General features: G+C 37.9%; 16 protein-coding genes. 3 read left to right on the top strand and 13 right to left on the bottom strand.

Going from position 1 to position 13,983, the window contains the following annotated elements; all coding sequences use genetic code 11:
* Positions 1–205: 205 nt before the first annotated feature.
* On the top strand, positions 206–409 hold the full coding sequence (cspD, locus tag MKY06_RS07380) for a cold-shock protein CspD (protein WP_013056175.1): 204 nt from the start codon (positions 206–208) through the stop codon (positions 407–409).
* A 59-nt stretch (positions 410–468) separates the two neighbouring features.
* Here the strand turns inward: cspD and MKY06_RS07375 are convergent, their stop codons facing one another.
* Genes MKY06_RS07375 through MKY06_RS07365 form a run of 3 tightly spaced genes read right to left on the bottom strand, consistent with a single transcriptional unit; the run spans position 469 to position 1,663 of the window.
* Complete coding sequence (locus MKY06_RS07375) at positions 469–741, bottom strand: DUF2564 family protein (RefSeq protein WP_013056174.1); 273 nt, start codon at positions 739–741, stop codon at positions 469–471.
* A 56-nt stretch (positions 742–797) separates the two neighbouring features.
* Positions 798–980, bottom strand: coding sequence for a zinc-finger domain-containing protein (locus tag MKY06_RS07370; protein WP_013056173.1), 183 nt, complete (start codon positions 978–980; stop codon positions 798–800).
* A 29-nt stretch (positions 981–1,009) separates the two neighbouring features.
* Positions 1,010–1,663 (bottom strand): ribonuclease H family protein, encoded by a 654-nt coding sequence (locus MKY06_RS07365; RefSeq protein WP_041816515.1) that lies wholly within the window; start codon positions 1,661–1,663, stop codon positions 1,010–1,012.
* A gap of 219 nt (positions 1,664–1,882) precedes the next feature.
* Between MKY06_RS07365 and MKY06_RS07360 the strand changes: the two genes are divergently transcribed.
* The gene (locus tag MKY06_RS07360; protein ID WP_013056171.1) at positions 1,883–2,281 is read left to right on the top strand and encodes a reverse transcriptase-like protein; all 399 of its coding nucleotides are present in this window, start codon (positions 1,883–1,885) and stop codon (positions 2,279–2,281) included.
* A gap of 6 nt (positions 2,282–2,287) precedes the next feature.
* Here the strand turns inward: MKY06_RS07360 and MKY06_RS07355 are convergent, their stop codons facing one another.
* From MKY06_RS07355 to MKY06_RS07310, 10 genes are all read right to left on the bottom strand, one after another.
* The gene (locus MKY06_RS07355) at positions 2,288–2,563 is read right to left on the bottom strand and encodes a DUF6123 family protein (RefSeq protein WP_029324151.1); all 276 of its coding nucleotides are present in this window, start codon (positions 2,561–2,563) and stop codon (positions 2,288–2,290) included.
* A 61-nt stretch (positions 2,564–2,624) separates the two neighbouring features.
* Positions 2,625–3,086, bottom strand: a complete 462-nt coding sequence (locus tag MKY06_RS07350) for a divergent PAP2 family protein (RefSeq protein ID WP_013056169.1) — start codon at positions 3,084–3,086, stop codon at positions 2,625–2,627.
* A 130-nt stretch (positions 3,087–3,216) separates the two neighbouring features.
* On the bottom strand, positions 3,217–3,531 hold the full coding sequence (locus MKY06_RS07345; RefSeq protein ID WP_013056168.1) for a hypothetical protein: 315 nt from the start codon (positions 3,529–3,531) through the stop codon (positions 3,217–3,219).
* Between the two features lie 105 nt (positions 3,532–3,636).
* Complete coding sequence (locus tag MKY06_RS07340; RefSeq protein WP_013056167.1) at positions 3,637–3,894, bottom strand: DUF2533 family protein; 258 nt, start codon at positions 3,892–3,894, stop codon at positions 3,637–3,639.
* Positions 3,891–4,664: a nucleotidyltransferase domain-containing protein gene (locus tag MKY06_RS07335; RefSeq protein ID WP_013056166.1), complete on the bottom strand. Its 774-nt coding sequence runs from the start codon at positions 4,662–4,664 to the stop codon at positions 3,891–3,893. The genes MKY06_RS07340 and MKY06_RS07335 overlap by 4 nt, the downstream gene beginning before the upstream one ends.
* Positions 4,665–4,669: 5 nt before the next feature.
* A complete protein-coding gene (locus MKY06_RS07330; RefSeq protein WP_078081627.1) occupies positions 4,670–8,287 on the bottom strand; it encodes a dynamin family protein in 3,618 nt (1,205 codons plus the stop codon).
* A gap of 384 nt (positions 8,288–8,671) precedes the next feature.
* On the bottom strand, positions 8,672–9,229 hold the full coding sequence (locus MKY06_RS07325) for an isoprenylcysteine carboxyl methyltransferase family protein (protein ID WP_013056164.1): 558 nt from the start codon (positions 9,227–9,229) through the stop codon (positions 8,672–8,674).
* Positions 9,230–9,234: 5 nt separating this feature from the next.
* A complete protein-coding gene (locus MKY06_RS07320; RefSeq protein WP_013056163.1) occupies positions 9,235–10,320 on the bottom strand; it encodes a type III polyketide synthase in 1,086 nt (361 codons plus the stop codon).
* Positions 10,321–10,545: 225 nt separating this feature from the next.
* Positions 10,546–11,088 (bottom strand): GNAT family N-acetyltransferase, encoded by a 543-nt coding sequence (locus MKY06_RS07315; RefSeq protein ID WP_013056162.1) that lies wholly within the window; start codon positions 11,086–11,088, stop codon positions 10,546–10,548.
* A 397-nt stretch (positions 11,089–11,485) separates the two neighbouring features.
* Positions 11,486–12,910, bottom strand: a complete 1,425-nt coding sequence (locus MKY06_RS07310) for an NAD-dependent succinate-semialdehyde dehydrogenase (protein WP_098287259.1) — start codon at positions 12,908–12,910, stop codon at positions 11,486–11,488.
* Between the two features lie 130 nt (positions 12,911–13,040).
* On the opposite strand from MKY06_RS07310, the gene MKY06_RS07305 reads away from it, so the two are divergent.
* Positions 13,041–13,901: a LysR family transcriptional regulator gene (locus tag MKY06_RS07305; protein WP_029324148.1), complete on the top strand. Its 861-nt coding sequence runs from the start codon at positions 13,041–13,043 to the stop codon at positions 13,899–13,901.
* Positions 13,902–13,983 lie beyond the last annotated feature (82 nt).

Raw genomic sequence — 13,983 nt, 5'->3', positions numbered from 1 at the left:
ATTTTTCATCTCATAAGAAATTTTTTTAGTTATAATTGTACTACGTCCACGTTAAATAAAAATTAAATTTTCAGAAAAGTTAAATTTTAATGTTGAAATTTTATTTCTTCTTATTATATAATATAAACAATCATTTACCTCTATTGGAAATGATAATTCGAGTTTCAGCAGCATGAGGCTGCACAGTACTAGGGGGATTCAAGTTATGCAAAATGGTAAAGTAAAATGGTTCAACAATGAAAAAGGCTATGGCTTTATTGAAGTTGAAGGCGGCAGCGACGTGTTTGTACATTTTTCTGCCATCCAAAGCGAAGGTTATAAATCCTTGGAAGAAGGCCAAGAGGTATCTTTTGAAATTGTAGAAGGCAATAGAGGCCCGCAAGCCGCTAATGTCACTAAGCTATCATAAATAGATCTTTTTATTTTATAGTAAAAGAGACTCTTTTCCGAGTCTCTTTTTTGTTATACCTAGCGTTTGGCCTCAGTAAGCTGCTGTTCACATGTTTGAATAGACTGCATGCACTGCTGAAGAAATTGCTCGTCTACTCCTGTGCCATGAGCTTTGGCAGATTGAAGCTGTGCTTTTGCATCATTAAGCGCATTCGTTGCCTCTTCAAGCTGCTGGGGACTCATACTCATCGTAGCTGTCCCAATCATCTTTTGAGCAGATTGAATAGACACTTCTACTTGCTTTAAATCATTATATCCTGTTGTTACTTCTTCATTTGAAAACTTATCCATTGAAAGAACACCTCCATATGGATAGAATGAAGCTGCTGCCGGCAAATTATACACGCTTACTTTTTAGTCAGCAAATCTCCATACTGCTTAATTTTTTCTCCTACGGTACACTCTTTAATACAAAACGTCTGAGCGTATGTTTTGCCCTTTTCTTTATTAAACGTTTTTTTTACAAAACAATCACTACAGTAGTAATCCAATAACTCCGTTACTTCTTCTAATAATTGTTTACGTTCCACTCTCGTTCATCTCCATTTCGTTCTGTGTGTTACACTTGCTTCCTGCTAGCAATTGGTATCCCTTGAAGAGCTTGAGTAGCAAGCTGGTCAGCCTCTTCATTTTCCTTCCTTGAAATAGGCTCATATACGGGTCGGATACCAAGTTCCTGCATTTTATCTTCTATTCGATCTAAGTACCGATTAAACTCTTCTTCGAAACAGGGCCACTCCCCAGCCAGCTGATTTAATACAACCTGAGAGTCACCTCTAAACGTTACAGGTATATGATGAACACCAAGTTCCTCAAGCACTTGTATTAAATAATAAAAAGCAGCATACTCTGCCTCATTATTTGATTCAATCTCTTGCAACCTTGAGTTGCGTCGTATTCGGTAAGAGTTGTTGTTCTGTTTAAAATAAATCACAACCCCAAGCCCCGCTAAGAGCGTATCATGCTCATAGCCTCCGTCAAAATATGCCACAATATCGTGAGGCTCTGTCTGTACTTCCTGTAAGAGCTTTTTCGCTTCTTTTACAGTCCATTTTTGCTGTTGCTCATCAAGTAGAAAAATTTCCTTCGTTCGACCTGTTTTTTCTAAATCACCCACAATCATTAGCGCCTCATTCGCATCTGTGAAATCGGATGTGAAAATTAACTGTTTATGTTTCGAGGATTTATAATGCCATTCAATTTGGAAATTCATAACGAGCATTCCTTTCATCAGCAATTTTGAATTCAACACTTTTTCTGCTTTTTTGTATTTTATCTTCTATTATGTCTTTTCATGACAGTTTTCTTACCTAATAAGCGGATTTTAGCGTTTATACGTGCTAATATAAAATAGCTGAAGTACTTATGATACAATACTATTGATGAAAAAACATGGTTTAAGCTTATATTGTTTTAACAAGGAGGCTGTAGGATGATTGAAGTTTATATAGACGGAGCCACTGCTGGCAACCCTGGTCCTTCTGGAGCTGGTATTTTAATTAAAGGAAATGGTGAACATCATCGTTACGCTATTGCTCTTGGGATAATGACGAATCATGAAGCAGAGTACCATGCACTTCTTCATGCATTAAAAATTTGTTTAGAAAAAAAGTATACGAGCGTATCTTTTCGAACGGACTCTCAGCTAGTAGACCGCGCAATGAACCAAGAATACGTTAAAAATAAAGCGTTTGCTCCTTTACTGGAAGAAGCCCTCAAATTGTCCAGTCAATTTGAGTTATTTTTTATAAAGTGGGTCCCTAGCTCTCAAAATGCAGGTGCTGATCAGCTGGCCAGACAAGCCATTAATCAAAAAGAAGCAGGAATGTAATCCTGCTTAAATCATACCTGATGACTTTAAATATTGAATGGCTTGTTTTTGATTGCTAATACGATTTGATGTCAAATTCTCGAGGAGCGATACAAAAAAACTGCCGTCAAATTCTTTTTGTACTTTTAGTGTCCATTCAATTGTAAATATGACCATCTCGTCAGCTGCACGCGTATACTGCTGACCAAATGAAATAAATCCACGTGCATCTTCTGCTAAATGAAAGCCTTTTTCTTCAAGATAAAGAAGATACTCTTCAACGGTTTGAACTGTTTTTGTCACTTTTTCGTCCCATCCTTTTGCAAAGGTTCTTCTTTATCTTAGCTTACTTTTGGCTATTTGACTATGATTTCCCTTCTAAAAAATAGCCAATTGCTCCAAGTGCTACTCCTAAAATGGCTCCGCCAATCACTTCTTCGGGCTGATGCCCAAGCATTTCTTTCAAGCGCTGTTCCGTCAAATCGTGAAAGCCTCCGTCTGGAAGACCCGCAAGCTTTTCAATTTCTTCATCTAACGTATTCACTTTAATAGTAATTTCGCCAGTCTGCCTTCGAATTCCTTGTGCATCGTACATCACAATAATTCCAAAAACAGATGCTAACGCAAAGTCAATCGTAGAAACACCTCTTTTTAACGCTACATAGGTAGCCAAAGAAGATACGCCGGCTGAATGAGAGCTTGGCATTCCACCCGACGCAGCAATCATCCGCATATCCCATTTTCCTGTTTGATACTTTTTAATTGGGATTTTTAAGGCTTGGGCTAAACCGATTGATGAAAGAGCAATGACAATTCCTTTATTCATATTGCTTCACCTCATCTATAGTTTGCGATGGATTGACATCTCGTACCCAAGCAAATATTGCCCAACAAAAAACGCCGGGCTAATCTGCTGACAGAGCAGACTAATCCAGGCGCTTTTGGAAACAGTTCTGTTATTTTTTACGCTTTTTTTGTGCAGCATTATTCATTTTGGCAGATTCAACTTCAGCATAAGAGCCGAATTCTTGGCCATATTGATTATTTGCACTTTTATTAGCTTCTAACTTCTTGTTAACAGAATTGTTTTGGTTTTGTTGCACGTTGAACTCAGAAGCAAACTCCCCAGCATAAGTGTCATTTGCACTTTTTGCACGCTTTGCTTTTTGAGCCTGATTTGCTTTAAACTCAGAAGAGAACTCTTGGTTATAATTATGCTTTGCATTGTTATTCGCTTGCGCATTTTTATTACCTAATTTTTGACGACCCATCGCTATCTCCTCCTATTTGTACCTCGTTGGTACACTATTAGTATGGATCAAGCGGCACGTCATATCCTGTTCAAATTAAGGTAAAAACACCAGAGCTTAGCACGTTTATATTCTTGCTACGTACTCTTTAACCATTTCTTCTGTCACTACTTTACGGCCTGGAATGATGGTATATTTTTGAGACAGCTCATTAATTTCTGCTGTTACAGCATTAATACCGTCTACAGAAAAGGGTTTCCCTTCTTTGCAAAGAAGCACAGCTGCTTCAATAGCTTGCTCGCGTCGAGCTTCTAAACTGGCAAAAGTACGTACTAATTCGTGTTGTTTTTTAGAATGGGCTGAAATTTCTTTATGTACACTCATGTTCGTTCCTCCATTATATTATGCTGAGTTAGTAAAAATAAGTTAATGTCCTCATAACTGATTTGCTTTTCCGGTAATTCTTTTAAGCTTTTTTCTATCGCTGCAGCTTCTTTCTTAATGCTGTCCAAAAAGTTTTTCATCTTTTCATTAAAAGCAACTTTCCCGCTTATCTTGCACTGTACAAATTGCTCAATGATGGATTGCTGCCTATCGTCGAGATTTGCCTGCTTACATAAATCGGCAAATAAAATGACAGGGAAACTGCGCTGCTTTACTACTACTTTCAGTGATAAAAATGCACGAATCAGTTGAAGCATCACTTTTATATCCTCTATTGTAACAGAAGATGTCAGATTTCTTTTACTATTTATCGTTAAAATTTTAAAATAATGATACCCCAGTGCTTTTAAGGAATATGATTGAGCCATCATTTGCCGCAGTGGCTCAGCAAACGATGGCTTCTGATAATAAACAAAAGGCGACCATAGCCACTCATAAAGCGAAGGGTTTGATTTTGTAAACAAATAAACGGTTTTGTACAAATCCCACCCTTGCATATCATAATTGCCTTCTGCTACATTAATGACCTCTTGAGGTCTATTGAGATGAAGATAGCATGATGCTTTATACTTGTATATAAAGCGGACGTCAAAATCACTCGCTGACGTGTCGAGTCCATAAGCACGGCTGCCTGATTCACATGCAAACAAAATTTCCACATTATATTCTTTTTCAATTTCCTGTAAACGTTTATTTATGTGTGTAGACATAAAAATTAATGACCCTTTCTTTCCTCCAATACATGTTCTAGCACCGTCATTGTACTTACCAACTCTTGAATTGGAAATTCTTCAGACACGGCCGCTTGCAGCTGTTTGTAATAATCATACCATTCTTCAGATACAGACTGTTTATGCGCTAAAACGTACTGATTCACTAAATGGGTATAGTGTGAATGAAGAGCGGCTTCTTCTTTCGCAATGTAGTGATTAACATCCGGCTTAATACGTTCTAGTAAAGCAGCGTGAAGCTTTACTTTCTCATTTTTTTCAAAAAAGCTTTTATTGTTTTTATACAGTGAAAGCTCTTTTTGATACGATTCATTCTCATCAAATTGATGACTTGTCACAACTTCACTGCCATTTGGAGGCTCTAACGAGTTCAACGTTGGAGTAAACGTCGGTTCATAGCGCTGTAGCTTTGTAATGATCATTCGATGCCAGTCTTCGATTAATTTTACGATGTATTTTTCGATTCGCAAAGTGGTCGCACGCACTTCTTGCGTTGCGTCGAAGGAAATAGACGTTAACAGCTCCTGCAAACACAGGCGCAGCTGCTTTTGCTTTTCACCTCGATCATCCCTTAAGTTTGCCGGACTGAAGGCTTCTTTAAAGAAGTCATCGTACCTCACAAACAGACGTTTTTTTACATAAAATAAAAGCTCTTCTAATTCTCGGTCAAACTGCTGTTGTTCATATTCAAAATGAATTTCATGCAGTTTTGCTGCTACCTGCTCATTTTTTATGTGAAGAGATTGAATGTATCGCTTTTTATCCACTTCTGATTTTGTTTGCACCTGTTTCATTTCATTGGCAACTGCTAAAATTTGTTCGAAATCTGCATAAACACTTTGGATAGCCAGCTCTGGTAATTCATAATTTATGAAGCGGTAAAACGCATTTTTGAATGGCAGAAACATTTTATCCTCGTGGTTTTGCAAAGCCTGCAAGCTTGATACCGGGTATAAGCGCGGAAAGCGTATACCGTACTGTTCAAGCTGCTCTTTTACGTACGTCTGAACTAACTGCAGCTCTGTATCCGAACTGGCTAGGTCCGCTGCATTTACTAAGAAAAACATTTTATCAAGCGCAAATACATCTTTTACACGGCCAAGCTGAATAAGAAATTCGCGGTCAGCTTTTGAAAACGCATGATTATAATACGTTACAAATAAAATGGCATCTGCATTTTTGATATACTCAAACGCTACTCCCGTGTGTCTCGCATTGATTGAATCAGCTCCGGGTGTATCAACGAGCGTAATGCCTAAGCGAGTAAATTCACAGTCATAATACAGGTTAATAAATTGAACAAAACACGCTTTTTCTTCTTTGGCTACATAATCATGAAATCCTTCTGTATCCACTACTACTTCTGAACCGATATGCTGCTTGACTTCGCCGTAGCCTTTTTCTACTGCCTGTAAAAACGACAAATGCAGCTGCAGCTCTTCTGTTGCCTGCAGGGTTGGAATAATTGTTAGCGCTTCGTCAATTGATTCTACTTCATGATGAAACAGCTTAAGTGCACCATTTAAATCTTGGATCATCTGCTCGTTTGTTTTCATTTGCACAACAGCTGTTTTATGCGGCCGTTTTTCTGTTGGAGGCATAATTTTATTGATGGTTGCTGTTGTTGGATTCGGAGATACTGGAAGTAATCTTTCTCCAATCAACGCATTAGCAAAAGATGACTTACCGGCACTGAATGCTCCGAATAAAGCTACGGTAAACGTTTGATTTGATAGCTTTTTACGCTTTTCTTGAAGCCTGTTAATAAAGCGGTCTAGCTTTCCAAATGAACGAAGCTGTTCGAGAACAGCTGATACATCTTGAAGAACCTTTTCTGTTCCTGTTTTATGCACAGCTTCCTCAGACTGTGAAACTAACTGCTGCTCACTCACAGCTTCTTGCTTTTCTTCAGCTTTCATGATGCCCGTTTCATATTCTTCTTGTAACATATATGACAACTCGTTTGTATCTTCTGCCGTTAGGTCGTCATCAGTTTGCTGTAAAGATTGAAGCAAAGCTTTTGTACGTGCCAATTTTGCTTTCATTTCCTGAAGAGATGTATACGCTTCTTCAAATACTTCACATTCCTGCAAGTGTTGATAAATTTTTTCACGCATTACTTCATCTTGCTCGATTTTGCTCTGTTCGATTTGCGCATAAAGCTCGTATAATAATCGCGTCGCTTTTTTCTTAATATGATCGGCTACATCTTTTGCGTACGTTAAAACATAATCACCATTAATCGTAGCTCCTGCCTTTACCGTTTCAATTAAATCATGCGGCTCTAACGGGATTTCAAACTGCTGAACCTGGCGTATAAGATCCGGGTCGGTAAGATTTTGATTTTTCACCAGCTCTTGCACATATTGCTGCAAGTGCCACTGCAGCTGAGAAGCTGCTCGTTCTTTCATATCATCAAAAAATAACGTCAGCCGCTCTTTTTTTACTTCCTCGGTCTTTTTCTTAGCAAATAAAAGACCTACTTTAAAATCAGGCTTTGTCGTTTCTAAAAACAGCCTAGCTTTTTCTCTCATTTCATATGGTGTTAAATTGGCGTTGCTTAGTATCTTACCTGTTTCTTGTTGGTACGTTTCTGCTAGCTGCTTTTCAGCACGCCTCATTTCCGCTTCTTTTTCGAGAAGCTGCTCTTTTTGCTGCTTATTCATTTCATGGTTCTCAAGCGTCAGCTTATGGCGCAGCTCGTCATGAATCGTTAACTTTTCTTCTTCTTGGTCCTCAATAAAGGCAAGGTGATCGTCAATTAACATTTGCATCGCATGTTGAATATGCTGATGTCGGTTTTCTTTTTCCGTCATCATAGCAAGTAATAGAGATTTTACGTACGAAAGGTCATTATGACGGTTTGTTGGCTCTTTTAACGACGTATAGAAGATTCCTTCTGGTCTCACATTCCACTTTAAAAATGACGTTTCTACAGATTCTTTAAATGCTTGAAATGTTAGCTGATCTTCTTGGTGTTTATCGATTTGATTTACAATTAAATAAAGCGTTTTATTAGCTTCTTGCAGCTGTTTTGCAAATTGAAGATTTAATTCTGCCTGCACATGATTATAATCCATCACGTAGAAAATAACGTCCGCTAAGTGAAGAGCTGACTCGGTCGATACACGATGCGCATCATCTGTTGAATCAATTCCCGGTGTGTCCATCACCACAACACTTTTAGGAATAGCATCTGTATCTATCGATAAATGAATGGACTCTACTTCATCTCCATCCACAGCAAACTGCTTAATTTGCTCATACTCATAAGGCGCTTCATAACGCACCGGCCGCTGTTTGCGGTAATAAACGGTTGCATGCTCATCCCCAGCTTTTACTGATACTAAGTTTGCACTTGTTGGAATAGGACTTGCAGGCAAAATTGCTTGCCCCATTAATTCGTTAATCATGCTCGATTTTCCAGCCGAAAAATGTCCGCAAAATGCTACAACAAATTCGCCGTTCACCCACTTTTTTAACAGCTGTATTGCTTTTGCTGCCTGCTGTTCATCTCCAGCTGCTTGAAATTGCTTATGTAAATGAAAAAGAGATGCTTCCAATCGGAGATTTTCTTGATGTTTCACACTCACTTTACCCATTATTACTCTACCCCTTTTGCCTCATTCAAGACTGTATTTAAATGTTCTCTATCCATCTTCATTTCTGCTTATTCTTTCTCTATTTTACTTGATTCGCATGCGTTTTCCCATAAAAAACTGAATTTTTAGTTACAAAAACAATAAAAAAAGCTGTCAATAATTTGACAGCTTTGCATCGTACTTTTTATTCATCGCATGTATGTTACGCCTTTTGGGCTTTTTCAATATTTTTCATTACATACGTTGTGACGCCAACATATGTAGCAAGTGCTCCGATCACAAAAAGACTAACCATTACGTCCACCACCGTTTCTACTTGATGAAATTGATAATCTTTATCATTTGTTTTATCTTATCATGAAAGATAATCATTTTCAATTAGTTTTAAGATTTTTTTACAGGAAAGAAACGTCCCCTGTTTTGCATCACTTCGCCGTAATTTGTTTCATTCGTTAACGCTTGCTCTTCTAAGGGAATTCTGACGGCTAATATACACAAATTGAAAACAGAAAAAATAGCTAACGTCCAGTATGCCTGAAACATAAGCGGAACTAACACCAATTCTGCCGCTACTACTGCATAGTTAGGGTGCTTCATAAAACGATAAGGACCTCTTAGCACAACCTTCGCATTAGGCAAAACGATAATTTTTGTATTCCAATACTTTCCTAACGAAGAAATAGCCCATATTCTTGCAAGTTGCACAAGCACAAAAAAGCTAAACAACAAAAAAGAAAAGTGATACATTCCATCGTTTAACACATACACTTCCGTAAAAAGAGCAGCAAAAAAAGCGGCATGCATGCTTACCATCCATTTGTAGTGACTTTGACCAGCTTCGTATGCTCCCTGCTTCTTCATCCAAGCTTCATTTCTTTTGGCAATAACCAATTCACATAGACGCTGTAAGATAATAAATACAAAAAAGCTATAAAAAAACAATCGCTTTACCTCCACTCTAATAGAAGCATTTCAGAACTAAATCCAGGGCCAAGAGCTGTTAATAAACCGTATTCTTTACTCGAAATTTCTTTCTTCATAAAGCGGTCTAGCACATACAAAACGGTTGCCGAAGACATGTTTCCATGGTTTTTAAGTACATCTAGGGAATCAGCAATCATATTTTCGTTTAACGACAGCGTTGATACATATGCTTCAAGCACTTTTTTTCCTCCAGGATGAGCAACAAAATGCTTCAAATCGCGACTGGTCAAATGCTGTGTTTGTAAAAATGACTCAACTTCTCCGCCTAACCACGAATCGATAATCGTGGGAATATCTTTTGAAAAGACAACAAATAGTCCATCATTTTTAATCTCCCACCCCATTACATCTTCTGAATTGGGCATGAGCGTCGATTGTGTATGTAAAATGTAAGGATAGCTTTTTGCAAGGGCAAAAGTGGTGTCAGCTTCGTCACCTGCGACTAAAGCAGCCGCTACTCCATCAGCAAATAAAGATGTACCGATTAAGTTGCTTTTTGAACGATCATTTCGCTGAAAAGTTAAACTGCAAAGCTCAATGGATAAAACAAGGACTTTGGCACGCGGAAAGGCTTTGCAATACTCATAAGCTCTTGAAAGCCCAGACGCTCCTCCAGCACACCCTAATCCCCAAATAGGAATTCTTTTTGTATGGTCTGAGAACGCAAGCTTATTCATAATTCGCGCTTCAATGCTAGGCGTAGCTAAGCCGCTTGTTGAAACATAAAAAATAGCCTCAATTTCTCCACACGGCAAAGGGGTACTTACATAGTTCTTATTTGTTAAGCAGTCTTCAATTGCTTTTGTACCTAATTCAACAGCAGATTCTATAAAAGCATCATTTTTTTCTTCGAATGTATGATCTTCTTGAAACCAAGATAAGTCTTTGGCAAAATTACGTTTCTCAATTTGGCCATTTTGAAAAACGGTTAGCAGACGATTAATATCTTTAAACGATTCGGAAAAAAGTTCTTTTGCAAATAGCAGCGTGTCTTGCTGAGTTAATTCATAAGGGGGAACTCCAAATCCAACTGAGATAATCTTTGGCATACACTTCACCTCTTTGATTGCGTTACATTTAATATTTGTAATAGCTGGGGATTTATTCAATTCTTTTTTAGTGGAATGGAGGCGAAACACAAAAAAAACTTTCCTGTAACTCAGGAAAGTCTACGTTTTGAAGAAGTGTATGTTTGTTGTGCACTTTTATTATAGCGCAAATAATCTGAATGTACAGATACAATTTATGGATTGACGAAAATAAGTGCTTATTTTTTATGAAAAGAAAATGGACATATAGATTTCATCTACATATTCATTGTTGAAATAAGCTTGTTCTTTCATAACGCCTTCTTGTTCAAATCCTACCTTTTTATACAATTCGTATGCCACTTTATTCGAAGCAAACACAGTTAAAGAAAGTTTATGAAGATTATTTTCTTTGCACCAGTTTAGTGTATAATTCATAAATTGTTTTCCTATCCCCATTCCCTGTGCTTTTGAAATAAGCCATGTACGGAAGAGCCCCGTGTGGCGCTTCATTTTAATTTCGCCTCTAAGAACACGTGCAATTCCAAGCACTTCACCTTCGACTTCAGCTACAACGTACATGTGATTGTTCTTTTCTACTGATGCAATAAAATCTTGCTCTTCTTGGACTGTGCGCGGCTCATCTTTTTGAATAAATTCCCCAGCCTCAATAATTTCTCTTACCGCTGTTGTAATATGCTCCGCATCACTTGCCTGTGCGGGGCGAATAGTGACTTCACGTCCGTCTTTTGCTTTAAATTTCACTATGTTTTTCTCTGCTGTAATCATCTATATCAACTCCTATATTTTTCACTATTCAGTACTACTATTTTGGTTCTAGCTTGCGTAATTTATCAGTGGTAAAGTTCCGCTTTTCATTTCATCTAACAAGCAATCATGTGCATTTGTTGTATTACCCACGCTTTAAACAAAGCTAAACCATTTTTGAAATATTTATTCTTGCACAGACATCCTAGAAATGCAATTAATTGCGTTAAAGAACTATTATTCCAAATTTTCTTTACAAAAGTTCATAAAAAAAGGCTGGGACACAACGAAACACATGAAAGCTACGTCCATCTTAACAACAAAAAAATACGAACTAACAACCAATAATTTTGATTATTAGTTGCTAGTTCGTATTTCACTTCGAATAAAATATTTTTGTCCCAGCCTCTACTTTTTATTAAAGTCCCATTGAGATATATTTCACTTCTAAATAATCTTCAATGCCGTAATGACTTCCTTCACGTCCAAGACCACTTTCTTTAAAGCCGCCGAATGGAGCTTGAGCTGCAGATGGGGAGGCGTCATTTACTCCTACAATGCCGTATTCTAACTCTTCAGATACAAACGTTGCTTCTTTAATGTTTTCTGTAAATACGTAAGCGGCTAAACCATAAGGGCTATTGTTTGCTCGTTCTACGGCTTCTTCTACTGTTTTGAATGTTGCTACAGGTGCCAATGGTCCAAACGTTTCTTCAAACATGCAATTCATGTCATCAGTTACATTTGTAATAATTGTCGGTTCCATAAAGAAACCGTTTTTAGTTGTTATAGCTTGTCCGCCAACCACAACTTTAGCTCCTTTACTTTTTGCATCCGCAATTTGTGCTTTTACTTTCTCAACCGCTTTGTCGTTAATTAACGGTCCGACTTGTGTACCTTCTTCTAATCCATTTCCTACTGTTAATTCCGCCGCTTTTGCTGCAAATTTTTCAACAAAAGCATCTGCAATGGATTCTTGTACATATACGCGGTTTGTGCAGATGCACGTTTGACCTGCGTTGACAAACTTAGAAGCAATTACGCCGTTTACAGCAGCGTCTAAATCTGCATTTTCTGTTACGATAAACGGTGCGTGACCGCCTAATTCCAGCGATAATTTTTTCACAGTATCCGCAGCACCGCGCATTAAATGTTTACCAACCGCTGTTGAACCAGTAAATGTTAATTTTCGGATGCGTCCGTCTTTTTGCCATGTGTCGCCAATAGCTGCTGCATCTCCAGTAACAACATTGATCACACCTTTTGGAACTCCCGCTTCTTCTGCGAGCTCTACTAAACGAAATGCTGTAAATGGTGTTTCTTCAGATGGTTTGAGAACAATTGTACATCCTGCTGCAAGAGCTGGGGCCACTTTACGCGTAATCATTGCTGCAGGGAAGTTCCATGGTGTAATAGCTGCTACAACGCCGACAGGCTGTTTTTTAACCGTAATACGTTTATGCGTATGATGAGCTGGAATCGTTTCACCGTATACACGCTTTCCTTCTTCAGCAAACCAAGCAATATAATCATTCCCATACTGCACTTCACCTTTTGCTTCTGCAAATGGTTTGCCTTGTTCCGTTGTCATAATTTCTGCTAGTCCATCTTTATGATTTTCAATTAGCTGATGCCATCTCATTAAAATAGCACTGCGCTCTTGAGCGGTTCTTTTCGACCATGTTTTAAAAGCTACAGCCGCTGCATCAGCGGCAAGTGCTGCTTCCTTTGCGCCTGCCTTTGGAATTTGTCCTATAACTTCTTTTGTTGCTGGATTAATCACATCAATTTTCTCTTCAGTTGTTGTCCATTCACCGTTAATATATAGTTTGTTTGGATACATCATTCATCCTCCTAGTTGTGTGAATTTCTTTGTGCTGTGTTAACTACACTATATACACTAGCATCTTCATTGATTTATGAGAACTTCCCTTCTATACTATGGGTATAACAAAAGGTTATAGGTGATAAATATGAAAACAGAATGGCTTAAGTCTTTTATTGAAACAGCCAAAACAAAAAGCTTAAGCAAAGCAAGCGAACAGCTGCATATGACGCAGCCTGCACTTAGTAAGCAAATGAGAAAACTAGAAGAAGATTTAGGAGTAACATTATTTATTCGCTCCGCTACAGGAGTAGAATTAACCTCAGCAGGTGAAATTCTTTTACAGGAAGGTGAATCCATACTATCAAGCGTTCATGCTCTTCAAAAAAAATTAGTGGCTACGCAAGAAGCTTGTGATTTAACTATCGGAACGTGGCAGAGTATGGCTGCTTTTTACTTACCTTATCAACTGGCTTCTGCTGAAGACCACAATCGCCATATTGATATAAAAACCTCGCATCACTATTATGATTTGTTAGAGCAGTTAGAAAGCAATAAAATTGACGGGGCTTTATTTGATGATCGAGAGATTCAACATACTTACTGGTCAAAACTATTGTTCAAAGAAGACTTTTATTTATTTGTGAATGATCAGCACCCGTTAGCCGAAAAAGAAAGCGTATCATTTGAAGATTTCAAAGAAGAACCCATTGTAGTTCTCCCCCCAGGGTGCGATGTTCGGACACTAGTAGAAAAAGCGTACAATCGTCATAACTTAAAGATTCCCATTGCCAATGAAATTGAATTTGCTCAAAGCATTATGGGATTTATTTCAGCTAATTTAGGTATTTCAATTCTACCTGAAATTTTTATGCGCCATTTACAAAGCTCAAACATTAAAGCTTTACCCATCACAGACTTCAAATTCAAAAGAGAAATTTCATTAGTGGCAAAAAACCCTGACGTGGGAAAAATGCTTTATACGCTGTTTTTCAAAACACGATCTTAATAGGAAAGACAAACAAATTAGATGAATGATCTACTATGGATCACTTGTTGCACCATGACAATGAAAAGATCCGAACGATTAA

Source organism: Priestia sp. FSL P4-0332 (assembly GCF_038005845.1).
Taxonomy (GTDB): Bacteria; Bacillota; Bacilli; order Bacillales; family Bacillaceae_H; genus Priestia.
Note: the sequence above shows the minus strand (reverse complement) of the source record. Positions and strands in the feature narration are given on the sequence as shown.

What these genes read in the sequence shown, in the direction of transcription:
- MKY06_RS07305 (WP_029324148.1), top strand. Translation starts at nt 13,041, where the DNA reads ATGAAAACAGAATGGCTTAAGTCTTTTATTGAAACAGCCAAAACAAAA.
- MKY06_RS07310 (WP_098287259.1), bottom strand. Translation starts at nt 12,910, where the DNA reads ATGTATCCAAACAAACTATATATTAACGGTGAATGGACAACAACTGAA.
- MKY06_RS07330 (WP_078081627.1), bottom strand. Translation starts at nt 8,287, where the DNA reads ATGGGTAAAGTGAGTGTGAAACATCAAGAAAATCTCCGATTGGAAGCA.
- MKY06_RS07320 (WP_013056163.1), bottom strand. Translation starts at nt 10,320, where the DNA reads ATGCCAAAGATTATCTCAGTTGGATTTGGAGTTCCCCCTTATGAATTA.
- MKY06_RS07340 (WP_013056167.1), bottom strand. Translation starts at nt 3,894, where the DNA reads ATGAGTGTACATAAAGAAATTTCAGCCCATTCTAAAAAACAACACGAA.
- MKY06_RS07345 (WP_013056168.1), bottom strand. Translation starts at nt 3,531, where the DNA reads ATGGGTCGTCAAAAATTAGGTAATAAAAATGCGCAAGCGAATAACAAT.
- MKY06_RS07315 (WP_013056162.1), bottom strand. Translation starts at nt 11,088, where the DNA reads ATGATTACAGCAGAGAAAAACATAGTGAAATTTAAAGCAAAAGACGGA.
- MKY06_RS07335 (WP_013056166.1), bottom strand. Translation starts at nt 4,664, where the DNA reads ATGTCTACACACATAAATAAACGTTTACAGGAAATTGAAAAAGAATAT.
- MKY06_RS07365 (WP_041816515.1), bottom strand. Translation starts at nt 1,663, where the DNA reads ATGAATTTCCAAATTGAATGGCATTATAAATCCTCGAAACATAAACAG.
- MKY06_RS07360 (WP_013056171.1), top strand. Translation starts at nt 1,883, where the DNA reads ATGATTGAAGTTTATATAGACGGAGCCACTGCTGGCAACCCTGGTCCT.
- cspD (WP_013056175.1), top strand. Translation starts at nt 206, where the DNA reads ATGCAAAATGGTAAAGTAAAATGGTTCAACAATGAAAAAGGCTATGGC.
- MKY06_RS07350 (WP_013056169.1), bottom strand. Translation starts at nt 3,086, where the DNA reads ATGAATAAAGGAATTGTCATTGCTCTTTCATCAATCGGTTTAGCCCAA.
- MKY06_RS07375 (WP_013056174.1), bottom strand. Translation starts at nt 741, where the DNA reads ATGGATAAGTTTTCAAATGAAGAAGTAACAACAGGATATAATGATTTA.